The sequence below is a fragment of the Bradyrhizobium sp. CER78 genome, assembly GCF_029846235.1.
In the GTDB taxonomy this organism is placed as follows: Bacteria; Pseudomonadota; Alphaproteobacteria; order Rhizobiales; family Xanthobacteraceae; genus Bradyrhizobium.
Window position 1 is genome coordinate 82,987 of sequence record NZ_JARVWP010000015.1, and the last position, 21,209, is coordinate 104,195.

Annotated in this window: 27 protein-coding genes and 1 tRNA gene; 10 read left to right on the forward strand and 18 right to left on the reverse strand. The window is 64.5% G+C overall.

All coding sequences use genetic code 11. The features are described from left to right. Positions 1 to 8 precede the first annotated feature (8 nt). Positions 9 to 1,280 carry a toll/interleukin-1 receptor domain-containing protein gene (locus QDT69_RS27535; RefSeq protein ID WP_347952064.1) on the reverse strand — a complete coding sequence of 424 codons (1,272 nt, stop codon included), beginning with the start codon at positions 1,278 to 1,280 and terminating at the stop codon, positions 9 to 11. Between QDT69_RS27535 and QDT69_RS27540 the strand changes: the two genes are divergently transcribed. Further along, on the forward strand, positions 1,183 to 2,415 hold the full coding sequence (locus QDT69_RS27540) for a lytic murein transglycosylase (RefSeq protein ID WP_279709605.1): 1,233 nt from the start codon (positions 1,183 to 1,185) through the stop codon (positions 2,413 to 2,415). The two genes, QDT69_RS27535 and QDT69_RS27540, sit on opposite strands and share 98 nt — an antisense overlap. Before the next feature lie 91 nt (positions 2,416 to 2,506). Here QDT69_RS27540 and QDT69_RS27545 read toward each other — a convergent pair whose 3' ends face one another. Beyond that, positions 2,507 to 2,791 carry a hypothetical protein gene (locus tag QDT69_RS27545; RefSeq protein WP_050422014.1) on the reverse strand — a complete coding sequence of 95 codons (285 nt, stop codon included), beginning with the start codon at positions 2,789 to 2,791 and terminating at the stop codon, positions 2,507 to 2,509. 237 nt (positions 2,792 to 3,028) lie between these two features. Then, positions 3,029 to 3,334, reverse strand: a complete 306-nt coding sequence (locus QDT69_RS27550) for a hypothetical protein (protein ID WP_021076077.1) — start codon at positions 3,332 to 3,334, stop codon at positions 3,029 to 3,031. Positions 3,335 to 3,719: 385 nt separating this feature from the next. Here QDT69_RS27550 and QDT69_RS27555 point away from each other — a divergent pair, with 385 nt between their 5' ends. After that, positions 3,720 to 3,995, forward strand: coding sequence for a (2Fe-2S)-binding protein (locus QDT69_RS27555; protein WP_050422037.1), 276 nt, complete (start codon positions 3,720 to 3,722; stop codon positions 3,993 to 3,995). A gap of 222 nt (positions 3,996 to 4,217) precedes the next feature. Beyond that, complete coding sequence (bfr, locus tag QDT69_RS27560) at positions 4,218 to 4,706, forward strand: bacterioferritin (RefSeq protein ID WP_050422038.1); 489 nt, start codon at positions 4,218 to 4,220, stop codon at positions 4,704 to 4,706. A 96-nt stretch (positions 4,707 to 4,802) separates the two neighbouring features. Here the strand turns inward: bfr and QDT69_RS27565 are convergent, their stop codons facing one another. The 5 genes from QDT69_RS27565 to QDT69_RS27585 form a co-directional block, all read right to left on the reverse strand. Continuing rightward, on the reverse strand, positions 4,803 to 5,231 hold the full coding sequence (locus QDT69_RS27565) for a hypothetical protein (protein ID WP_279709606.1): 429 nt from the start codon (positions 5,229 to 5,231) through the stop codon (positions 4,803 to 4,805). Positions 5,232 to 5,409: 178 nt separating this feature from the next. After that, positions 5,410 to 5,763, reverse strand: coding sequence for a hypothetical protein (locus tag QDT69_RS27570; RefSeq protein ID WP_050422017.1), 354 nt, complete (start codon positions 5,761 to 5,763; stop codon positions 5,410 to 5,412). 153 nt (positions 5,764 to 5,916) lie between these two features. Next, a complete protein-coding gene (locus QDT69_RS27575) occupies positions 5,917 to 6,264 on the reverse strand; it encodes an MmcQ/YjbR family DNA-binding protein (protein ID WP_279709607.1) in 348 nt (115 codons plus the stop codon). Positions 6,265 to 6,281: 17 nt separating this feature from the next. Next, entirely contained in the window at positions 6,282 to 7,343 is a 1,062-nt protein-coding gene (locus QDT69_RS27580; RefSeq protein WP_279709608.1) for an alpha/beta fold hydrolase, read from the reverse strand. Positions 7,344 to 7,668: 325 nt separating this feature from the next. Continuing rightward, positions 7,669 to 8,070, reverse strand: coding sequence for a nuclear transport factor 2 family protein (locus QDT69_RS27585; protein WP_279709609.1), 402 nt, complete (start codon positions 8,068 to 8,070; stop codon positions 7,669 to 7,671). Between the two features lie 77 nt (positions 8,071 to 8,147). Here QDT69_RS27585 and QDT69_RS27590 point away from each other — a divergent pair, with 77 nt between their 5' ends. Beyond that, positions 8,148 to 8,900, forward strand: a complete 753-nt coding sequence (locus tag QDT69_RS27590; protein ID WP_279709610.1) for a metalloregulator ArsR/SmtB family transcription factor — start codon at positions 8,148 to 8,150, stop codon at positions 8,898 to 8,900. Positions 8,901 to 9,119: 219 nt separating this feature from the next. On the opposite strand, the gene QDT69_RS27595 is transcribed toward QDT69_RS27590, so the two are convergent. After that, entirely contained in the window at positions 9,120 to 9,365 is a 246-nt protein-coding gene (locus QDT69_RS27595) for a DUF2188 domain-containing protein (protein ID WP_016840968.1), read from the reverse strand. A gap of 121 nt (positions 9,366 to 9,486) precedes the next feature. Between QDT69_RS27595 and QDT69_RS27600 the strand changes: the two genes are divergently transcribed. Continuing rightward, a complete protein-coding gene (locus tag QDT69_RS27600) occupies positions 9,487 to 9,753 on the forward strand; it encodes a DUF2277 domain-containing protein (protein ID WP_021076086.1) in 267 nt (88 codons plus the stop codon). 88 nt (positions 9,754 to 9,841) lie between these two features. After that, positions 9,842 to 10,069 (forward strand): hypothetical protein, encoded by a 228-nt coding sequence (locus QDT69_RS27605; protein ID WP_279709611.1) that lies wholly within the window; start codon positions 9,842 to 9,844, stop codon positions 10,067 to 10,069. Between the two features lie 82 nt (positions 10,070 to 10,151). Here QDT69_RS27605 and QDT69_RS27610 read toward each other — a convergent pair whose 3' ends face one another. After that, positions 10,152 to 10,679 carry a collagen-like protein gene (locus QDT69_RS27610; RefSeq protein ID WP_279709612.1) on the reverse strand — a complete coding sequence of 176 codons (528 nt, stop codon included), beginning with the start codon at positions 10,677 to 10,679 and terminating at the stop codon, positions 10,152 to 10,154. A 130-nt stretch (positions 10,680 to 10,809) separates the two neighbouring features. On the opposite strand from QDT69_RS27610, the gene QDT69_RS27615 reads away from it, so the two are divergent. Continuing rightward, on the forward strand, positions 10,810 to 11,784 hold the full coding sequence (locus QDT69_RS27615) for a hypothetical protein (protein WP_279709613.1): 975 nt from the start codon (positions 10,810 to 10,812) through the stop codon (positions 11,782 to 11,784). A gap of 232 nt (positions 11,785 to 12,016) precedes the next feature. Here QDT69_RS27615 and QDT69_RS27620 read toward each other — a convergent pair whose 3' ends face one another. Then, positions 12,017 to 12,277 carry a helix-turn-helix domain-containing protein gene (locus QDT69_RS27620; RefSeq protein ID WP_016840962.1) on the reverse strand — a complete coding sequence of 87 codons (261 nt, stop codon included), beginning with the start codon at positions 12,275 to 12,277 and terminating at the stop codon, positions 12,017 to 12,019. Between the two features lie 170 nt (positions 12,278 to 12,447). Then, on the reverse strand, positions 12,448 to 13,215 hold the full coding sequence (locus QDT69_RS27625; protein ID WP_279709614.1) for an SDR family oxidoreductase: 768 nt from the start codon (positions 13,213 to 13,215) through the stop codon (positions 12,448 to 12,450). 124 nt (positions 13,216 to 13,339) lie between these two features. On the opposite strand from QDT69_RS27625, the gene QDT69_RS27630 reads away from it, so the two are divergent. Continuing rightward, positions 13,340 to 13,813 (forward strand): hypothetical protein, encoded by a 474-nt coding sequence (locus QDT69_RS27630; RefSeq protein WP_279709615.1) that lies wholly within the window; start codon positions 13,340 to 13,342, stop codon positions 13,811 to 13,813. A gap of 85 nt (positions 13,814 to 13,898) precedes the next feature. Here QDT69_RS27630 and QDT69_RS27635 read toward each other — a convergent pair whose 3' ends face one another. Then, positions 13,899 to 14,144: a hypothetical protein gene (locus tag QDT69_RS27635; RefSeq protein ID WP_279709616.1), complete on the reverse strand. Its 246-nt coding sequence runs from the start codon at positions 14,142 to 14,144 to the stop codon at positions 13,899 to 13,901. A 260-nt stretch (positions 14,145 to 14,404) separates the two neighbouring features. On the opposite strand from QDT69_RS27635, the gene QDT69_RS27640 reads away from it, so the two are divergent. Continuing rightward, positions 14,405 to 14,845, forward strand: coding sequence for a hypothetical protein (locus QDT69_RS27640; RefSeq protein ID WP_279709617.1), 441 nt, complete (start codon positions 14,405 to 14,407; stop codon positions 14,843 to 14,845). Between the two features lie 208 nt (positions 14,846 to 15,053). Here the strand turns inward: QDT69_RS27640 and QDT69_RS27645 are convergent, their stop codons facing one another. From QDT69_RS27645 to QDT69_RS27660, 4 genes are all read right to left on the reverse strand, one after another. Continuing rightward, positions 15,054 to 15,635 (reverse strand): GDP-mannose pyrophosphatase, encoded by a 582-nt coding sequence (locus QDT69_RS27645; RefSeq protein ID WP_279709618.1) that lies wholly within the window; start codon positions 15,633 to 15,635, stop codon positions 15,054 to 15,056. Positions 15,636 to 15,655: 20 nt separating this feature from the next. Further along, positions 15,656 to 16,099, reverse strand: coding sequence for a GNAT family acetyltransferase (locus tag QDT69_RS27650; protein WP_279709619.1), 444 nt, complete (start codon positions 16,097 to 16,099; stop codon positions 15,656 to 15,658). Between the two features lie 14 nt (positions 16,100 to 16,113). Then, on the reverse strand, positions 16,114 to 17,541 hold the full coding sequence (locus QDT69_RS27655) for an FAD-binding oxidoreductase (RefSeq protein WP_279709620.1): 1,428 nt from the start codon (positions 17,539 to 17,541) through the stop codon (positions 16,114 to 16,116). A 113-nt stretch (positions 17,542 to 17,654) separates the two neighbouring features. Beyond that, complete coding sequence (locus QDT69_RS27660) at positions 17,655 to 18,641, reverse strand: L-threonylcarbamoyladenylate synthase (protein WP_279709621.1); 987 nt, start codon at positions 18,639 to 18,641, stop codon at positions 17,655 to 17,657. 79 nt (positions 18,642 to 18,720) lie between these two features. Here QDT69_RS27660 and QDT69_RS27665 point away from each other — a divergent pair. Further along, positions 18,721 to 18,797, forward strand: a tRNA-Pro gene (locus QDT69_RS27665). A gap of 333 nt (positions 18,798 to 19,130) precedes the next feature. Here the strand turns inward: QDT69_RS27665 and QDT69_RS27670 are convergent. After that, the gene (locus QDT69_RS27670) at positions 19,131 to 20,963 is read right to left on the reverse strand and encodes a PQQ-binding-like beta-propeller repeat protein (protein ID WP_279709622.1); all 1,833 of its coding nucleotides are present in this window, start codon (positions 20,961 to 20,963) and stop codon (positions 19,131 to 19,133) included. Positions 20,964 to 21,209: the final 246 nt, after the last annotated feature.

Genomic DNA, 21,209 nt, shown 5'->3' on the forward strand with positions numbered 1-21,209 from the left:
GCGCGGCGTCATCGCGCCGCGCGTGAGCCAAACAAGGCCGGCGCGGATCGGCCGAGCCATTCGGGGATCTGCGCCGCGCCGCGCGGAAATCCGCGGGCCATGGCAAGGATGAACGCGCTCTGCCAGACGCCAAACAGCACCAGCCAGCCGAGCAGGGTCGGCAGCCTGACGATTGCGCCATAGATGGTTCCGGCCGCGATGGCGGCGATCCAGGTCACCACGACGCTGTCGATCCGCCTGAACGCGGGGTTGGTCAGCAGCACGCCGAGAATGGTGATCGCTCCGCCGACCGCGCCGCCGATGCCGCCGATCAGGTAACCCATCAACGGGTTGTTGCCGAGCGTCTCGGTGATCTGCGCAGGGCTCGCGGCATTGCCGTCGACCGGGACGGTCTTCGCGTATTGGCCGAGCGCCTGAAGCGTGACCGCGCTCGCATCATAGGCCGCGATCCAGGCCGCGGTCGTGATTGCGACCACCAGCGCCAGCTGAAACCGGTCCTTCGCGCCGAACATGACATTGCAGGTCGCGATCGCCGCGCCGAAGATCACCCCGGGCAGGATCGTGATCCCGCCTGCGTCGGAGACGACGAACGAATATTGCAGGACGTTGAGCGCAAAGGTCGTGACCAGGCTGCACACGATGGCGGAGGCCAGCGCCAGCACGAGGAACGGCAGGTTCGGCTGCCCGCGCGACTGCTCGCTTTTGGCCTCCAGCATGCGATCCACCGCGGCGCGCGTCTCGGCGGCGGCGCTGCCCTGCGGCTCCAGGATCGTAACTGCCTTGAGATAGGTCGGAACCTGGTCGAGCGGCGTCGGCGCCATCATCACCGGAAGCACGCGATTGCTCGGGTTCGGCCATTTGCTGCGGGCAAAGGCGAGCTCGCTCAAGGTGTAGCGGCCCTTGGTCACCGATTCCGGGCTGATCAGGAACACCATAAAATCGCTGCTTTCGATGGCTTTTTCGACGCGCGCATCGAAGCTGTCGCCCGGCGGGAGATCGTCGTGCGAAAAGAAAACGTCATGGTCGCAATTGCGCAGGGACTGAGCGATGTTGTCAGCCTGCGATTCCAATTCGGAGGGAAATGACAAAAATATGCGCATGGCAAAACTTACCACCCAGAATTGAATTCTGACATTGCCGAATCCACGTTGCAATGCCTGTTTCCGCGGGGTGAGATCGATCATGAAATGGCCAGCCACAATCGTCGTATTCGCGCTGTTGCTTTGTGTGCCGCTGCAACGGCCGGCATATGCCGCCGACGCCGCGTTCACCCAGTTCATCGCCTCGCTGTGGCCGGAAGCCAAGGCCGCCGGCGTGTCGCGAGAGACCTTCGAGCGTGAGACGCGCGGGCTCGAGCCTGATTACAAGCTGCCCGATCTGATCCTGCCGGGACGTCCCAAGACCGGCGCGCCGGCGCAGGCCGAGTTCGTGCAGGTGCCGGCCGACTACATCAAGGAAGCCTCGATCGCGCGGCTCGCCGCCGAGGGGCAGCGGCTGTTGCAGAAGTATCGCTCGTCGCTCGATGCGATCGAGAAGCGGTTCGGCGTTCCCCCAACGATCGTGCTGGCGATCTGGGGCCGCGAGACCGACTATGGCCGCTACTCGCTGCCCTACGACACGCTGCGCGTGGTGGCGACGCAGGCCTATGTCGGCCGCCGCAAGGATCAGTATCGCACCGAGTTCATCCTCGCGCTGAAGATCCTCGGCGAGGGGGCGGTGACGCGCAAGGAGATGCGCTCGTCCTGGGCGGGGGCGACCGGCTACACCCAGTTCCTGCCGTCGGAGTATTACAAGCACGGCGTCGACCTCGACGGCGACGGCAAGGTCGACATCTGGCACTCGGTGCCGGACGCGCTCGCCTCCGCCGCGCAGCAGCTCGTCAACAAGGGCTGGCAGGCGGGCGTGCGCTGGGCCTACGAGGTCACGGCACCCGCCAATGCCGACTGCACGATGGGCGTGCCCGAGGTGACAAAACCGATCAGCCAGTGGCTGCGGGCGGGCTTCGTGCCGGTGCGGGGGCAGAGGCTCAGCGCCGCCGAGCAGGCGCAATCGGCCTCGCTATTGCAGCCCGAAGGCATCTACGGTCCGGCCTTCCTGACAACGCCGAACTACTTCGTGATCAAGGAGTACAATTTCTCCGACCTCTACGTGCTGTTCGTCGGCCATCTCGCCGACCGCATGACGAGCCCACAGCCGTTCGCGACGCCGTGGTCGGCGTCGAAGCAACTGCGCTCCGCCGACGTCGAGGCGATGCAGCAGCAACTGACGCGGATCGGCCTCTACAAGGACAAGCTCGACGGCAAGGCCGGCATGCAGACCCGCGCGGCGCTCGGCGCCTACCAGAAGCAGGCCGGGCTGAAGGTCGATTGCTGGCCGAGCGAGGCGGTGCTGCGCGCGATGAACGGGCAGCGCTAGACTAGAGCCCGCGGTCCGCTCGGTGACGGAAAACAAAAACCCGGCCGAACGGCCGGGTTTTCGAGTGTGATGCTGAAACCGTGTCGGTCGATCAGTCGCAAACCTGGACGCGACGGAAGCGCCAGCCGTAGCCGTCCCAGAAGCGCTCGCGAACCCAGCGGCACGGAGCTTCTTCGACGTAGACAGGCGCCGGTGCAACATAGACCGGGGCCGGACGGGCGCCTGCGATCGCGCCGCCCAGCAGGGCGCCGCCGATCAGGCCGCCGGCAACGCCGGCCGCGACGGCGCCGCCGTCACCAGCCTTGGCAGCCGGAGCAACCGCCAGCGAACCGGCAATCGTGGTAACGGCAACGAGGGCAGCTAAAGTCTTCTTCATGTCTTTGGCTCTCCTGGAAGGTGGTGGCGTCGTGGTTCGACGCCGGGTTTTAGGTGACTCGCACGCTGATCTCGAACTGCTGTCTTGCTAAACAGCGCAGAACAGTCAACCGAAAGTAAACGTCCGCAGGCTCATCGCGCAGAAAAGCGGTTTTTTCTGGCCATCTACAGCGGATGTCCCGGACAAACAGTCGGTTTTCCGGGACATCTGGTTCGAATTAATCGAGATGAATGGCGATCAATCGCAAACGCGGACGCGGCGAATGCGCCAGGTGTAGCCGTCCCAGAACCGCTGGCGCTGCCAGAAGCAATCGGGACCATAACCGGGCTCGGCGACATAGGCCGGACCCGGCGCGTAGTAGCCATAGCCGGGGCCGTAATAGCCATTCTGCGAAGCGATCGCGCCACCGACGATGGCGCCACCGATCAATCCCGCAGCGACGCCAGCGGCGACACCGCGTTGTGCCTGGGCGGGGGCGGGCACCGCCACAGCCGAAACCGCCAGAGTGGCGGCGGCGCAAAGCGCCAGCAATGTCTTCTTCATGACCTCACCTTTCTCACGGGAGCTGGGACAGCGTGCGTTGGCGATCTGTCTCGCCTGAGGGTTCCATATTCCGCTTGAATGATCAATGAACGACGCTGCCGCATTCGCGACCAAATGCTTGCAGCTTTTGGCATATCTTGCAACGCACAAGCCCGTAGTGCCGCAGTGAACCGGCGGCTGTGGCGAGCGAAGCCGGATCGGGCCGGTAGACCCGCCGGGCGGGTTTCTTATTCCCGAAAGGGCGGGCCGACCGATTTAGATTCATTCCAATATGAATCCCGCATCAGTTTGGAATTGCTACAAGAACGGCTTTTTCCTTTTGCATCCGGACGGGCCCGACAATATCCATATGGCGAAGCATCACCCGTTGGACCTGCCTCCTCTGATGATTGTCTGTTCCTGTAACGTCCTCAGCGACCACGATGTCCGCAATGCCGTGAACGGTGGCGGGTCCGTGACACGAAATGCCAAGCAGGTGTATGGCTGCCTCGGCTGTAGCGCCGAATGCGGCCGCTGCGCGCGCACCATCAAGGCAATCATTGACGAGGCGCTCGGTCCCTGCGCCAAGGCCTGCTGCTCCGGCTGCCCCCACAGCGGCCATCCGCACGCCGCCAACGACGAAGACGCCGAGCCGGCCGAATTCGCGCTCGCGGCCTGCTGAGGCCATTTTCGGCTCCGAGCCGAAGCTCCGACTCCCTGTCTTGACGCGTTTTCTGCCCGCGTACCGGCTCGCACGCCGCGGAAGCGCTCTGTCCTCTCCAAATCGACCGAATCCGGTTATCCACGCGCTGCTTCCGCGATGGGTTGCTCTCTCCGGTAATCTGATTTAGAAGCATTCTAAATTTAGTGCTGGCCGGTTTGGCCGCGACAGGTGGAGTGGATCATGCAAGGCGACCCGAAGGTCATCGACTATCTGAACAAGGGGCTGCGCAGCGAACTGACCGCCATCAATCAGTACTGGCTGCACTACCGGATGCTCAACAATTGGGGCCTCTTGGAGATGGCCAAGGTCTGGCGCAAGGAATCCATCGAGGAGATGGAGCACGCCGACAAATTCGTCGATCGCATCCTGTTCCTGGACGGCTTCCCGAATCTGCAGGTGCTCGATCCCCTGAAGATCGGCCAGGACGTCAAGGAGATCATCGAGTGTGACCTGGCCGCCGAGATCGGCGCCCGCACGCTCTATCAGGAGGCGGCGACCTACTGCCACGGCGTCAAGGATTACGTCAGCCGCGACCTCTTCGAGCAGTTGATGAAGGACGAGGAAGACCACATCGACTTCCTCGAGACCCAGCTCGACCTGATCAAGCGTATCGGTCTCGAACTCTACACCCAGAAGCACGTCGGTCATCTGAAGGGCGAGGATCACTGAGCGGCTGTTTCGCGCTCCGTGAATGGCCGAAAAATACGAGAGGCCGTCCTTGCGGGCGGCCTCTTTTGTTTTCGCGATCCGCGACCGAGCTCTCGCTTAGTAGCACCGCATGATGTTGACGGTGCGGTCGCCGCCGCGTCCCGGCACCGTCACGGTCTCCGTGGGACAGCTCGACACATAGGGGCGATCCGACGGCGCCACGGCCGGCGGATAGCGGTGCGCCCAGTCCCAGGGCACGTCCTGGGTGTAGGTGTAACGGACATCGTTCGAGACCGGCGCCGGCACCTCGGCGGCGATCGGCGCAGCGGCTAACGCATCGTCGTAATATCCGCTCGTCCCCGGCAACACGATGCCGGGCACCCGCACATGATGGCGGAAGGCCGGATGGTGCGAGGAGAACGGTCCGCGCGGCGCCGTTCCGGATCTCGCATCGGTCTCGGTCGAGGAAGCAAGCAGCAGCGCTGCAATGCCGAGGGACGCCATCAGCGCCCCTGATGTTCGAAACGCCGTTCTTCGATACGTCATGGCACGCACCAACCCGCGGTTACGGAGCATTTGTGCTGACGCTAGGCTGCGCCTGAGGGCGCCCGCAAACTCATCCTTAACTATTGGTTAAAAAGTAAGGTTAACAGGACGTAAATGTTTCAAATTGGCGCGATCAGCCGGCGCCGACGTGCGATGCGCGTCCGACGGACGTGCCGGCTCAGACGGCGTCCGCCGGAACGAAGCAGCTGATGATGATGCTGCCGCGGTGGTGCACGTACCACACCACGGCCTCGCCGACCGGATTGCCGCGATCGCGGATCACGGCGCGCTCCGGCACCATCATCCATTCGCCCTCGATCGGCACCCAGTACGCGCCGCCCCGAACATCGTAGCTCGTGCGATGACCGTCGGAGATGTCGCAGCACGGCACGCCATTCGGCGCGATCACGCTCTTGAACCAGGCGCGGATATCGGGCGGCACGTTGTCGTATTGGCCGTTGTCGAACGCCAGCGCAGCGCCCGCCATGATGACGAGCCACGCGAGCACCGCGCCATGCGTGAGCCTTCGCATTGCATTCCTCCGCGAAAACTTCGTGCGTGATCCGCGCAACGCCCGCGCGCGAATCCGGTGTTGCGCGATTAGGCACGAACCGCGCGCGGGATGCATGCTCAAAGAATGAGCGAAGCGGCGTGGCCTCCGTGATGCAGTGCGAGATCGCGGCGTTCAGGCCGGCTTCTTCGCGCGAGCCTTCTTCGCGGGCTTCGCCGCGATATTGTCCCGCGCCATCGTGAGCGCGCTGCGCAGCGTGAGCTGGTCGGCTTTCGCAAGACGGACATTGGTGCTGCCGCTCTTGCCCCAGCCGCCCGGCACCGGCCGGAAGATCTCAGGCTCGGCCTCGACCACGACAGCCTGCTGCTCCGGCGTCAGCTTCACCATGCCCCAATCCTTGTCGGGATAGCCGAGCGTCGCGAAGATGCGCTTGCCGACGCGGAAGTCGACTGTGCCGTGATGCGCGCCTTCAATCACTTCGGGCAGGCTCAGCGCTGTGCGGCGGAAGCGGTCTGCGGACATCGCCCCGACCTCGATCGCTACATCGTCCGTTGCGGCGCGGTCTGCAGCAGCTCCTGCAATTGCCCGGCATAGAATTTGGCGTCACCGGTCGTGAGGTGCCCGCGCGTCTCGCTGCTCGCCGGGATCAGATAAATCTTGCCGTTCTTGATCCGCTTCACTGCAGCCGCAGTGATGCCGGTTTCCGGCGGATTGCGTTCGTCGTCGGCGGCGTTGATCGCAAGCAGAGTGGCCTCGATCTTCTCCATTCCGGCGGACGGATCGTAATCGTGTGAGGCCTCCCATTGATAGATGTAGTCGTTGGCATCTGCGGTGACCGGCAATGCCAGCTGATCATCGACCATCTTGTCGGCTTGCGGCGCAGTCGGCGCCTGCGTCTGGTAGCCGAGCGTGCCGCCGGCGCTGGCGAAGCGGTAGGCGGCGATGGCATATTTCATCATGCGCGGCTGGCTCGTGTAGTTGCCGCCGTTGTAGTCGGGGTCGTTGCGGATGGTTTCCAGCATCGTCCGGCGCAGGATCCAGTTGCGCGCGGCCATCGCTGATGGCTGCGAGGCCATCGGCACCAGCACGTCCATCATCTGCGGATAGCGCACGCCCCAGATCCAGGTGTGCATGCCGCCCATCGAGTTGCCGATCACGAGCCGCAGATGCTTGATGCCGAGGCCTTCGGTGACGAGCCGGTACTGCGCGTCGACCATGTCGTTGTAGTCGTATTTCGGAAAGCTCGTCCGCATCGCATCCGATGGCTTCGACGATTTGCCGTGTCCGATGCCGTCGGGGATGATGATGTAGTATTTCGCGGCGTCGAGCGGCTGGCCGGGGCCGAACAATTGGCCGGCAAATGCCGGCGTCAGCATGCTGGCCGCCGAGCCGCCGGAGCCGTGCAGCACCAGCACCGGCTGTCCGGTCGGCGCGCCGACCGTGGTGTAGTGCAGCCGCAGTTCCGGCATCACCTCGCCGCTGTGAAACTTGAAGTCCTTCGCGATCCACTCGCCATCCTGCGGCGCGGGATAATCTGCAGCCATGGCCGGTACCGACATCGAGACGAGAGCGGCCAGCAGCGCCGCGCACAAACGGATCATGGTGCTTCTCCACAGGCGCGGCGGGTTTGTCCAGCCGCGCCGGCGCAAGCCTAGCATGACGCAAAGCGTTGTCCGAGAGCACGCCCGCGCGGCCGGCGAAGAAGTGTTCGGCTAAGGTCTGATGAGATTAGGTTCAGCTGCAGCGACGTCGAAAGTTCACCTCTCCCTTGGGAGAGGTCGATTTGCGCAGCAAATCGGGTGAGGGTCATGATCTATCGAGAGAGCAAGAGCCCTCACCCGGATTGCTTCGCAATCCGACCTCTCCCCAACGGGGAGAGGTGAATCGAGACCGCGCCAAGCCGATTCAACCGAAACTCATCCTGCCTTAGCTCGCCCTCAGCACATTCAGCGCATACCATCCCCAATAAACGCGATGACGCTCGATCAGGCCGCCCTTGATCTCCATGACCTCGACGAGATCCATCTGGTCGCCATCGGGAGACTGGCGCGGATATTCCCAGGTGAGGATCCGGCCGTCGCTGAAGAAGCCCTGCTTGAAGCGCCGCCGCTGCGGCGGGTTGGTGCGGAACACGCGTGAGATGAATTCGCGCAACGCCTCCCGGCCCTGGACGATGCCGTCTTTGCTCTGCATCAAATGCTGCACCAGCGGGCTCTCGATCGAGGCATCGGGTGCGTAGAGCGCGAGTGCCGCCTCGAGGTCCTTGTCGCCGAGGGCCTGATCCCAGAGCTTGTAGATGCGTTCCGCGTCTTTGTTGGCTTCTGTCATGACTGTTCCCTTGTGTGTCGTCGACTGCCGCCGATCTGACCGGAAGCAGCGGCCCTGACGTTTCAGGAAAATCTGAAATGAGTTTCGCGATGTTACGAATGGGCGTAGGACGGTTTCAGCGCGACATGGAGGACGACGCGGTGGGATCATCCCAATCCGTGCAGACCGGATTCTCGCGGATCGCCGAGGCATTGGGCGATCCGGTGCGCGAGGCCATGGTCAGCGCGCTCGCCGACGGCAAGGCGCTGCCGGCGGGCGAGCTTGCCGAGGTGGCCGGCATTTCACCGCAAGGCGCCAGCGCGCATCTGCAGAAGCTGGTCGATGCGCGCGTGCTGTCGGTGTGGGCGCAGGGCAGGTTCAGATATTACCGGATCAGGGACGACGATGTCGCGGCGCTGATCGAGAACCTGGTCGATCTCGCGGCGAAAACCGGTGCCGGGCGCAAGCGTGCGATGCCGGCCGAGCAGCTCAGGCAATCGCGCACCTGCTACCATCATCTTGCCGGCCAGCTCGGCGTGCTGCTGTCGAATGCGCTGGTGCGCCGCCGCCTCGTCATCATCGATGGCCGCGATGGTCGCGTGACCGAGCAGGGGCTGGCCTGGTGCCGTGCCGAACAGATCGTTTTCGATCCGGCGCGGCAGCCGCATCTGCGGCTTTGCAACGACTGGACCGAGCGCGTGCCGCATCTCGCCGGCCCCTTTGCCAATGCCGTGCTGGCGCGGCTGGTTGAGATGCGCGGCGTTGCGCCGTATCGGATTCCGCGCGCGTTGCGGATCACGGATCGGGGGCGGGCGTTCTTTGACAGGCTTGGCGTGCAGGTTCCGTTCTGAAGCCGTGACTGGACTAAAGCGTGACGAGATGAGGTTGAACCGGATCGGCAGCGGAGGTTCACCTCTCCCTTGGGAGAGGTCGGCGCGTCGCGCCGGGTGAGGGGTTGCGGTCCCTCGTTAGAGCTGCGCCACTCACCCGATTTGCTTCGCAAATCGACCTCTCCCCAATGGGGAGAGGTAAAGCGAGCACACAGCCAAACCTATCTAACTCATCGCGCTTTAGCGGCCGTCCTCGACCTCGGTCTCCGGGCGGTCGTTGCCGGAGGCGGTCTCGGTCAGCCATTTGCCGTCCGAGGTCTCGTACTGGATCGCCTCGGTGCGCCCGGGAACGCGCTGCTCGTTGGCGGCGCGCCGGGCGGCGGCAAGTGCCGCGGCATGGGTTGGAAACGGTTCCGAGAACACCCCGTTGACGGTATAGGCCCAGCCGCCGTCGTGCTGGACAACCTTGTAGATCACGTGGCTCATCCGGAACCCTCGTTTCCCTCGTGGACGATGAGGCTGCCAGAATAGACCACGATGTCGTATTTTGCAGCAGCCGATCGTCTTTGAGACAGCCGCCCCGCTGGTGCGGGCGAGGGAGACCGACATGTGCCGCAATATCAAGACGCTGTTCAACTTCGAGCCGCCCGCCACCGAGGACGAGATCCACGCCTCGGCGCTGCAGTTCGTGCGCAAATTGTCCGGCTTCAACAAGCCGTCGCAGTCCAATGAAGCGGCCTTCAATCTTGCCGTGGCCGAGGTTTCCGCTGCCGCGCGAAAACTCCTGATCTCGTTGCAAACCACGGCGCCGGCGCGCGATCGCGAGGTCGAGGCGGAGAAGGCGAGGGAGCGCTCGCGCCTCCGGTTCGGCTGAGGCCCAGCGCATTCCGTGACGCAGGTCACGGTAAGGCGTCAGGCCACCGGGGCATCATTGCCGTTCACCCCGGCCCCGGAGCAACGCCATGAAGCCTGCCGCCCTGCTCACACTGTGTTCGATCGCGTTCGCCGTGCTCTGGACCTGCGGCATGCTGTGGTCGAGCGGCACGATCGACCTCGCCAACGTCATCATCCTGTCGGCGTGCGGGGCATTTGCAGGTGTTGCCTGGTACTATGCGATGCGCTGGGTCTTCCAGCTCATGCAACTCGCGCGGCCGTCCGATCCTCCGCCAAATCCCGGCGCGGAGCGGTAAGCATCGGGCGCGCTCATGCAAGCGTTTCGTAGCCAATGATGCAGACGGAGCCAGCCGCATCATTGCGCAATGACAAGAAAGGTTACTTCTTGTCCTTCTTGCGGTGCTTCTTCTTTTTCTTGTGATCGCCGTCTTCGTCGTTGTCTTCCTCGAGATCGATGTCGTCGACTTCAAGGGCGATCGCCTCCGCTGCCGCGCGCTCGACGGCATCGCGTTCAGCCTGCTCGGCGGCTTCACGCTCCTTGGTGCGCTTGTAGTCCTCCCAGGCGTCGAAGATCATGTGCAGCCACGGCATCACCTGCTCGATCGACGGCAGTTGGCCGGGCGGGCCGGCTTCACCGCGCGGACCGGCCGGTCCCTGCGGCCCTTGTGGACCTGCTTCGCCGCGCGGCCCCTGTGCGCCTGCCTTGCCTTGAGCACCCGGCTTGCCCTGGGGGCCAGCCTTTCCGACCACGCCCGCCTTGCCCTGCGGACCCGGCTTGCCGCGCGCACCTTCCGGCCCCGGCCGGCCGGGATGTCCCTGCGGTCCGGGCTTTCCCGGCTCGCCCTGACGGCCCTGCGGCCCCTGTGCCCCTCGTGCCCCCTGGCGGGAAGTTGTCTCGTCAGCCACTGATATGCTCCGTCGCGATTTGAAGCCGCTTGTAACAGAGGTTGGACGACGGCTTCAATTCTGCCGGCCGCCACCGATGCGAGCGATCAACAGTCATAATTCCATGGGCATTATGACAACGGAGGACGCATTGCGGGTTCTGGACGGCAGCTACGGCGACGCATCGCAACCGCTCGACATCGTCGTGACGCGGCACGATGTGCTCGACGAAGCGGCCTTTCGTGACACGGGTGTGCTCTATCTCTACGAGGAGCTGTTTCCCGCGAGCGAACGCGACAGCCCCGACGACATCGTGCGCTGGCTGCTGTCGGACGATGTCGGCGAGATCAGACAATTCAGCGTCGGCGGCCGCCAGCTGTCCTATCGCCTGGACTCGCGCTGCTTCATCCTGCGCGCCGCCGGGCGCGCGATCGGGCTCGGCTTCTTCACCTATGATCACGCAAGCGATCTGATCTTTTGCAACCATGTCGGCATCGGGAGGACGTGGCGTGGCAGTGGCCTTGCGCGCGTCTTCTATCGCGAGATGGTCGACATGCTCGACGCGCTGTTTCCGCGTAACATCGGCGTCGTGCTCGAAGTCGAGCCGTTCGATCGCGACCGGGTGGCTGCGATCATCGCCGGACTCGAGCGGACGGGCAGGCGGCCGCTCGCCGCGGACGAGCAGGACGCGGTCCGCCGATTGCTGCGTGCGCGTTGGTACGACAAGCTCGGCTATGCCGTGTTCTGCAACGGGGCGACGATGCTGCCACTCCTGTGCCGCTCGCCATGTCTTGATCCGTGCTTGCCGTCATCGGATTGGGCAGGAGGCGAAGAGAATTACTGGCTGATGTGGCAGGCGCGAACCGGCGCGCCCTCCGCCGACGGGCGCGCAAGCGAGTTCTGGCAAAATGCCGTCGCCGCGATCTACGTCGAGATCCTCGCAAAGTCCCTCGTCGATGACGATCCGAATGGACGGCGCGACTATTGGGACTATGCGACCGCGCTGGTGGCCCAGACGATGCAACAGACCGCGACGACCGACATGCGTCTCGCGCGCTGCCTCGGTGACGAGGACAGCGCGTTGCTGTCACGCTGGCGGCAGCTTGCGATCGATCTCTCGATCTAGGGCCTAATGAGACTAGGTTGAGCTAAATCGACGGCGGAAATTCACCTCTCCCTTGGGAGAGGTCGGCGCGTAGCGCCGGGTGAGGGGGTACGGTCTATCGAGAGCGCAAGAGCCCTCACCCGGATTGCACTGGACGATGCTTCGCATCGCCAGGCGCAATCCGACCTCTCCCCGACGGGGAGAGGTGAACCAAGGCCGCGCCGAGCCGAAACTCATCCCGCTTTAGGGCCAGCTAGGCCGCGGCGTGCTCGCTCAGCGGCACGTCGATGCCGTCGGCCGAATATTCGCGGATCTTGTTCCGCAACGTTCGGACCGACAGTCCCAGCACGCGCGCGGCGCGGGTGCGATTGCCGTCGCAGCGCGCGAGCGTTTGCAGCACCAGCTCCCGCTCGACTTCATCGACGGTCGCGCCGATCAGCAACGGGACGATTTCATTTGGAGCCAGCGACGGCAGCAGTGCTTCCGGCGACGGTACGGTGGACGCGTATGACATGAACTCCTCCCGATCAAGGCCCGCCTCGTCGATGAGGCGGAGACATCGAGAAACCAACTACCCCGTACACCCACGGTGTGCTGGTTTGGTTAACAAGACCTTAACGCGTCGCTAACTCCCTGCTTTGTAAGCAAAATACCCAGAAATCGCCACGATTGCGGTTCCATCCGTCACAGTGTCCTGTAGCCGCCGTCGACCATCACGATCGATCCGGAGACATAGGCCGAGAGGTCAGAGGCGAGGAAGATCGCCGGGCCGACGATGTCCTCCGGCTTGCCGGCGCGGCCGAGCGGGGTGTGATCCATGAACACCTTCACGAGATCAGGATTGGTGGCGCGCACCTTCTCGTTCAGCGGCGTTTCGATGAAGCCGGGGCCGATCGCGTTGACGCGCACACCGTCCTTGCCGAGCTCGACGGCCAGCGCCTTGGTGAAGCCGAGCACGCCGTGCTTGGAGGCGGTGTAGGCCGGCGAGCTCGGCGTGCGCAGATGCACGAAGGACTGGATCGAACCGATATTGACGATGCGTCCCTTGTTCTTGCGCAGCGGCGCGAGGAACGAATGCGTGACGTTGAAGACGCCGGTCAGATTGATCGAGATGATATCTTCCCAATCCTTGATCACGGCTTCCTCAGCGCCGAGCATGCCGTTGCGGCGCGCGATGCCGGCATTGTTGACCAGGATCGAGACCGGTCCGACCTTGTCGGCGACCTGCTTTGCCATCGCGATGCAGGCGGCGCGATCGGTCACGTCGAGCGCAAAGCTCTCCGCCTTGCCGCCGGCGTTCCTGATCTCCTTGGCCGCTTCCGCCACCGCATCGCCGTTCATGTCGAGCAGCACCACCCGCGCGCCCTCGCGGCCGTAGCCGAGCGCGATGGCGCGCCCGATGCCCGAGCCTGCACCGGTGATGACGGCGATGTGATTGTCGAGAAGGGGCATGGCGTTTCCTCGTTCTGATTTATGAGCGTTGTCGACAACACTATTCAAAACTGCGCCAACCGAAACGCCAAGCCGCGTTTGCGCGTTGCTGTCATCCATATTCGGATGACAGTACGGACCGATCATGGACCCGCATATCAGACACTGGAAAGTTGCGATCGAGCGTTTCTGCGCGGCGCCTGATCCCGACTATCGCGAGATGACCAAGATGATCGCCGAGATCGCCACGACCGATATCGACGAGACGCTGCGGCATGCGGCCGCACAGGTGCTGCCGATCCTGCGCCAGGCAGCGCTGAAATCGGCCGACCGCCGCACCAAATCGATGGCGCTGCGTCGTCTCGGCATCGTCAGCGATGCGCTGCACATGCTGTCCGCACCGCAGTTCGGCCGGCGCGGCCTGACGCCGAAGGTGCTGACGCAGGAAGAACGCTACCGGCAATTGCTGGGCCTGCCGTTCGGCCGCCGCCTTGCGGCGACCGAGGTGCATCAAGCGTTCAAGCGCGCCGCCAAGACGGTGCATCCCGATGGCGGCGGCAACGGCGCCGCGTTCCTCGAACTTGCTGCCGCGCGTGACGCGCTGATCAAGCATCACTGATGCTGATGGCGTGATGCTCTGACAGCAGAAGAGCGGACGCCGCGTGGTTGCCGCGGGGTCCGCCCTGTACGTGATCGGCGAGCGCTCAGAACGCGCAGGTGCCGTTGTTGAGCAGTCCGGTCTTGTAGGTGAACGCGGCGTCGAAGGTCGGCAGCTCCTCGCTGACGACGGCGAAGTTCGCGGGCCACGGCGTGGTCGGGATGCTCTGGTCCCAGATCTGGCAGAAGCCGGTGTCTTGCCAGCGGATCAGATGATACGGGTTGGCGCTGGCGGGGCTTGCCGCGGCAAGCACGGACACGGTGGCGGCACAGGCAATTGCAAGACGACGCATCGAAAATCTCCGGTTTGAATATGTGAATGCTCCGCGAGAAAATCCTGGAGCTCAGGGGCCGATCGCCCCGGACATGCAGTGAGTGTTGCAACCCCGGGAACAGGTTCAACGCCGGTTGCACGGAAACAGCCGTCAACAAATCGGGCGGCGCTGTGCCAAATTGCGCCTGGTCACGCGCTTGCTACAGTCGGCGCGTTGTGATTCGCGCACGCTGCGCGACGCAAGAAAATCGACGTGAGCAAATCTTGGGGAGACTGCACATGCAATTTTCATCCACCCTTCGTGCCGCATTGGTCGCGCTGCTGGCGTTCACGGGACTTGCTTTCTCTTCGGCCGCTCGTGCCGACAGCGGCTTCGTGACGCTCACGATCTACAAGGCCGGATGGATCATCGGCGGCTCCGGCGGCAGCGGCGTGCTGACCTTCCGTGGCCGCTCCTATCGGCTCTCGACCGGCGGTCTCGATTACGGCCTGGTGTTCGGCGGCTCCAAGACCGTGCTGCGCGGCCGCGTCAGCAACATCAATCGTCCGTCGGACGTTGCCGGTGTCTACGGCGCTGCGGGCGCGGGGCTTGCCGTCGGCCGCGGCGCACGCGCGATCGTGCTGACCAATCAGAAGGGCGCGGTGCTGGAGCTGACCGGTCACCAGGTCGGCCTGATGGCCAACGCCGATCTGAGCGGACTTGCGATCACGATGCAGTAGGAGGCTTCGTTCGATCTATCCCCGTCATCCCCGTTGCGCGGGGATGACGGGGATAGGGGTCGGCGTGCGCCTGCGTTATTTCGGAATATTAGAAGCGTAGCCGTGAGTTGCCCGACGTGTCAAGTGGACAGCCGGCCAGCGCCGGCTCCTTTGCATGGGGTTGTTTTCGATATTTTGGGAGCCCGTCCCCGCCGGATCGCGGCGGCTCCTACCTGAACAGATGCAGCGCTGCGTATTGCAGCAGCATGATGGTCTTGGCGTCGACGATCCGGCCGTCGCTGATCATGGCGAGCGCGTCGTCGATCGCAAGCTCCAGCACCTCGATGTCCTCGCCCTCGTCGGCGAGTCCGCCGCCGTCGCTGATGCGCATCGCGGCGTCGTATTCGGCGATGAAGAAATGCAGTTTCTCGGTTACCGCGCCCGGCGTCATGAAGGCTTCGAACACCTTACGCACATGCGCGAGCCGGTAACCGATCTCTTCCTCCGCTTCGGCGCGAATGCGCGCTTCCGGCGCGGCGTCATCGAGCATGCCGGCGGCGGCCTCGATCAACAGATCGTCGTAGCCGTTGGCGAAAGCGGGATAGCGGAACTGGCGCACCAGCACGACGCTGCGGGCCTTCAGATTGTAGGGCAACAGCACCGCGCCGTTGCCGCGGTCGTAGACCTCGCGCACCTGGGTCTGCCATTCCCCATTGCTGCGGCGGTAGTCGAAGGTCGCGCTCTTCAGCTCGTAACGGCGCTTCGACAGCAGCTGAACGTCCTTGACGCGGACGCGGTCGGCGATGCTCATGCGTCGATCCTCAAACTTCGTTACGGCGTCGCTTCGCGACCGTCGAGCCACTTGGCCAGCATCACCGAGGTGGATTCTTCGTAGCCGAGCGTTTGGTAGAATGCGCTCGCCTTGGCGTTCTCTCGCCGCACCAGCAATTGCAGCTTCGGCACGCCGGCTGCACGCAGCCAATCCTCGACCGCGGCCATCATCGTCCGGCCAAGGCCCTTGCCCTGGCTCTTGGGATCGACCGCGACGTAATAGACCCAGCCGCGATGGCCGTCATGGCCGACCATCGCGGTTGCGACGATCGCGCCGTCGTCGCGGCCGACCAGCACGGTCGAACCCGGTCCGCGCCGCGCCAGCGCAATGTCGGAAGTGGGATCGTTCCATGGCCGCGTCAGGCCACAGGCCTGCCACAGCGCGACCACGGCAGAAATGTCGGCGTCGGTGATGGGGGCAATGGCGAGGGAGGGAGAGGGCATTGTCGCTTGCAAGGTCACAGCACCTTGCCCGGGTTCATGATGCCGAGCGGATCGAGCATCGCCTTGACCTGACGCATCAGTTCGATCGCGACCTTGTCCTTGACCTCGGGCAGTTCGTCGCGCTTGAGCACGCCGATGCCGTGCTCGGCCGAGATCGAGCCGCCCATCCGCAGCACGATGTCGAACACGACGGCGTTGACGTCGTGCCAGCGCGCCAGGAAGTCGGCCGCATTGGCGCCGACCGGCTGGCTGACGTTGTAGTGGATGTTGCCGTCGCCGAGGTGGCCGAACGGCACCGGCCGCGCGCCCGGGATCAGCTTCACCGCCGCCGCATTGGCTTCCGCGATGAAGGCGGGCACGGCTGCGACCGGCACCGAGATATCGTGCTTGATCGAGCCGCCTTCAGGCTTCTGCGCCGCCGACATCTCGTCGCGCAGTTTCCAGAACGCCTGGCGCTGGCTCAGATTGGCGGCGATCACGGCGTCGTCGACGATGCCGTCTTCCATGCCCTGGGCGAGGATTGCCTCCAGCGTGTCGCGTGCATCGTCGCGCGACGACGACAATTCCATCAGCACGTACCAGGGATGCTTGCTCTCGAGCGGATCGCGGATATCGATGCCGTGGCGGATCGAGAAATCGACCGCGATGTCGGCGAGCAGTTCGAAGCTGGTCAGGCTGCCGGCCGCCTGATCGCGCGAGATCGACAGCAGCTTGAGCGCGGCTGCCGGGGACTTCAGGCCGACATAGGCGGTCTCGACCGCACGCGGCCGCGGAAACAGCTTGAGCGTTGCCGCGGTGATGATGCCGAGCGTGCCCTCGGCGCCGATGAACAGGTTGCGCAGATCGTAACCGGTGTTGTCCTTCTTCAGCTTCGACAGCGCGTTGAGCACGCGGCCGTCGGCCAGCACGACCTCGAGCCCGATCGCCATCTCGCGCGCCACGCCGTAGGCGAGCGCTCCGGTGCCGCCGGCATTGGTCGACAGGTTGCCGCCGATGGTGCAGCTGCCTTCGGCGCCGAGCGACAGCGGAAACAGCCGGTCGACGTCCGCAGCCTTCTGCTGCGCGATTTGCAGCACCACGCCGGCCTCGCAGGTCATGGCGTTGGATTCGACATCGATGTCGCGGATCTTGTCGAGGCGCCGCAGCGACACCACCACCTCGCCATTGTGCGGCGTCTGGCCGCCGACCAGGCCGGTGTTGCCGCCCTGCGGCACCAGCGCGATCCTGTGCTCGGTTGCAAGCTTGCAGATCGCGGCGACTTCGGCGGTCGAGCCCGGACGCAGCACCAGCGGCGAGCGGCCGTGGAACAGGTCGCGCTCCTCAGTGACGTAAGGCTGGATGTCGGCGGCATCGGTCACCGCATATTTCGCGCCGACGATGGCGCGGAATTTTTCCAGCAATTCGGGCGGAAGCGGCGGCACCGCTGATTGGACGATGTTCATTTTTTCTTGGTCTTTCACTCAGCCGGGGTTCTTAGTTTACGCATGACCTCCGCGCAAACGCGTCGCGTTTGTCGCGAGGGAAAACCGGTTTCCACTCTTCCGGGTCATGCTTGTTATCGCCCAACCGCTGCGCGGCGCAGCCGGTCATTGATGGCTTCGCCCAGCCCGTCCTCGGGAATGGGCGTCACCGCGATAGCATCCGCGTTTCTTATGTCGAGCGTGCGAAGGTAGCCGAACAGGTTGGCGGCGGCCTCGGCGAGATCGCCGCGCTCGGACAGATTCATCTCCACCGAGGCGCATTCGCGCCGCGCGACCTTGACCGGCCCGAACGAAAGCAAGGCCTCGCCGACATGGACGTCGCTGGCATTGAGCCGGACCGGGGTCCGTGGCGCGTAATGCGAGGCGAGCATGCCCGGGGCGATCGGCTGAGCATCGTTCTCGGCATCCTGCGGCGGCGATTGCAAGGGATGACCGAGCACGCGCTCGATCTCGGCGCGGGTCAGCCCGCCCGGCCGCAACAGCACCGGATCGGAGAAGCAGCCGACGATGGTGGATTCGACGCCGACCTCGACCGGGCCGCCGTCGACGATCATGTCGATGCGGCCGGCCAGATCGCCGTTCACATGTTCGGCGGTGGTCGGCGAGACATGGCCGGAGAGATTGGCCGACGGTGCCACCACGGCACCGCCGAACGCCTTGATGATGTCGCGCGCCACCTTGTGGGCCGGGATGCGAATCGCAACGGTATCGAGCCCGGCGGTCGCGAGTTCCGCAACCGGGCAGGACAGCGCCTTCGGCAGCACCAGGGTCAGGGGACCGGGCCAGAAGGCTTCCGCCAGCCGCAACGCCTGCCCGTCGAACAGGGCGATCCGGCGGGCGGCGCCGAGATCGGCGACATGGGCGATCAGCGGATTGAAGGCTGGCCGGCCCTTGGCCTGGTAGAGCCGGGCAATCGCGGAGGCGTTGCCGGCGTCGGCGCCGAGGCCGTAAACCGTCTCGGTCGGAAACGCCACCAGGCCGCCCTCGGCCAGAACCCCGGCGGCGGCGGCCGTGGCGGCGGCGCCGGCGGGCAATACGTGCGTTTTCAGACCTGTATCCACTGTGACTAGATTCCTCAATTGGGTGCCCTGTGGTCCCTTGCGGTCCCCGAAACCCGACGCTATAAGCCCGGCTCTTAGTCGGAGTGTGGCTCAGCCCGGTAGAGCACTGCGTTCGGGACGCAGGGGTCGCAGGTTCGAATCCTGCCACTCCGACCATCTTTCCAAGCACTTATAGTTTCTGTGTTTTTTGTGCGCAACGAGATGCGCATCGATTTGTCGCGCGGCTGCCATGCCGTTCGATTTCGGGCCGCGCGTCCCTGATGTCGGGGAATAGCTCAAGCTGGTCGCGATGATTCGACGCCGCTCGGAACCTGAAATCGGACGATCGTTGAGCGCGAGGGAAACGGCCCCGGACGTGATGTTGCGTAGCACGTCACCAAACACCACGAGGCCTCCCTTCAGATTATCGGCCGATCCTCGCCGACATCAAAGCACGAATACCCCGCGGCGAGTAGTGCTCCCTGTGCCGGCGCAAATGCCGACCCTGTATCAGGGGTTGCCGACCTCGAAGGCCAGCAGGACGTTGCCGGGCAGGCCGCCCCACTGCGCGTAGCCGGAATTGACGTACAGCATACCGTCCACGACGATCGGCCCGGGTCCGTCCATGGCGCCGCCATGGCCCGGAACGCCGTTGACCGTGGTGTACTCGCGCGCAGTGTCGATCTCCCAAAGCAGCTTTGCGTCATCGGTCGCGTAGGCGCGCAAGAAACCGCTCACGCCGCCCGAGAACACGACGCCGGGAATCGCGGTGACCGCGGCGGAGAGGGCGGGACTGCATTGCGGGCGATCGCCGCAGGCAACCGGCGCCACCTGCATCGCGATTTTCCCGGTGGCCAGATCGAGGCCGAACAGGCCACCGCCTTCGCTTGAGTTGAGACGCCTCGAGCCGTCCTTCAGGAACCGCACGTCCGAGTTGGCGACATAGATTCGGTCCTGATCCGCGGCGGAGCCCCATTCGGTCCCGCCCAATGGGCCACCTTGGCCGATCCGGGTCTGCCACAGGATCTTGCCCTCATGATCGGGATCCAGCGCGTGGACCACGCCGGATTTCTGGCCGATGACCAGCGCGCGATGTCCATCACGCAGGTTCACGAGGATCGGTGATTGTCCGAAATCATGGTCGGGGCCGGGGTCCTCCGGACAGTTGCTCTGGTCGGTGCCGAAACACGCGACGACAAAGCTGTCCTTCGGCGTGGCCTGCTGATGCCAAAGCATTTTGCCGGTCTCGAGATCGAATGCGAGGACGGCGTCGCTGGTGTCCGTTGCCGGGTCGGCATAGCTGTTCGACGTCGCGACATAGAGCGCCTTGCGCTGAACGTCGATCGTGGGAGCGGACCAGACCGACGCGCCGGCCGGACCGAAAAGCTGGGTCCCGATCGCGTTCGTCCGTGTCGGATGCGGCGCTTCGGCGATCGTGTAGGTCTTCCAGACCTGCGCGCCGGTCTCGGCCTTCAGCGCCACGACGCTGCCGCGAAACGTGCAGCATTGGTAGGTGGGGCGCGACCCAATGGCCTCCTCGATCGACGACACGCCGACATAGACGACGCCGGAATAGAAGACGGGCGCGCCGGTGATCCGGGCGGCCAGATGATCCTCGATCCTGGTCTTCCAGATCGGCGTGCCGGTCATCGCATTCACGGCGTAGATGTTGGCGAGCAGATCGCCGAAGAAGACGACCGGCTGGCCGTTATCCATCGTGGCGAAATTGATCGCCGCCCTGACCGGCGCCTCGGTCGGAAACACCCAACGGGTACATCCGGTCCTGGCATCGAGGGCGTGGACCTTGCGGTCGGTGCCGCCGACGAACAGCAGGCCGCCGATGACGGTCGGCTGAGCGAACGCGATCGATGCGCCGGGAAACCCGAAGGCCCATTTCAGACGCAGCCGGGAGACCTGTTCCTGCGTGAGGCCGGCCATTGCCGCCGGCTGAAACCGGCTGTTGTTGAGATCGGCGCCCCAACCGTTCCAGCGCGGCCCGTCGATCGGCTGCGGAAAGCCGGCTTCGCCCTGTGCGCATTGGCCTGGGTTCTCGGCCGCCGCATGCGAAGCGGCCTTTCCAGTGACGAGCGAGGCGATCGCCGCCCGCTCGTCATTGCTCAGCCCCTGCGCGAAGGATGCCATCGGGCCTGTGGTGATCGCACCCAGAACCTCATCGAACGACCTTGACTGCAGCGCGGCGCGGCTCGGCGCCCGAATATTCGCGTCGGTACTGTCGTGACACTGTGCGCAGCGTTGCGCGTAGAGGGCGGCACCGCCCTGCTGCGCTGTCGCAGGCAGGCAAGACCCGATCAGGACGACGGCAAGCGCCGCACTCAGTTTCATCTGGGTTCACCGCCGTTGACTTCGATGAGATGAGCGATCGCAGCGTAGCACACCCCTGGATGTCGGCGTGCCCCGCGGAGGCTGCGCTGTGTATCTGACGGTGCCGGGCTCGCTCGGACCGCCCGCAATTCCGACGCCGGTGGGCGCGATCTCCCATTGACAGGCCGCCCGTTGTGATAGAATTATAACACAATAAGTTGCAAAAATAACAAGATGTCATCATCGCATCAGCGTTTCGCGCGGGCG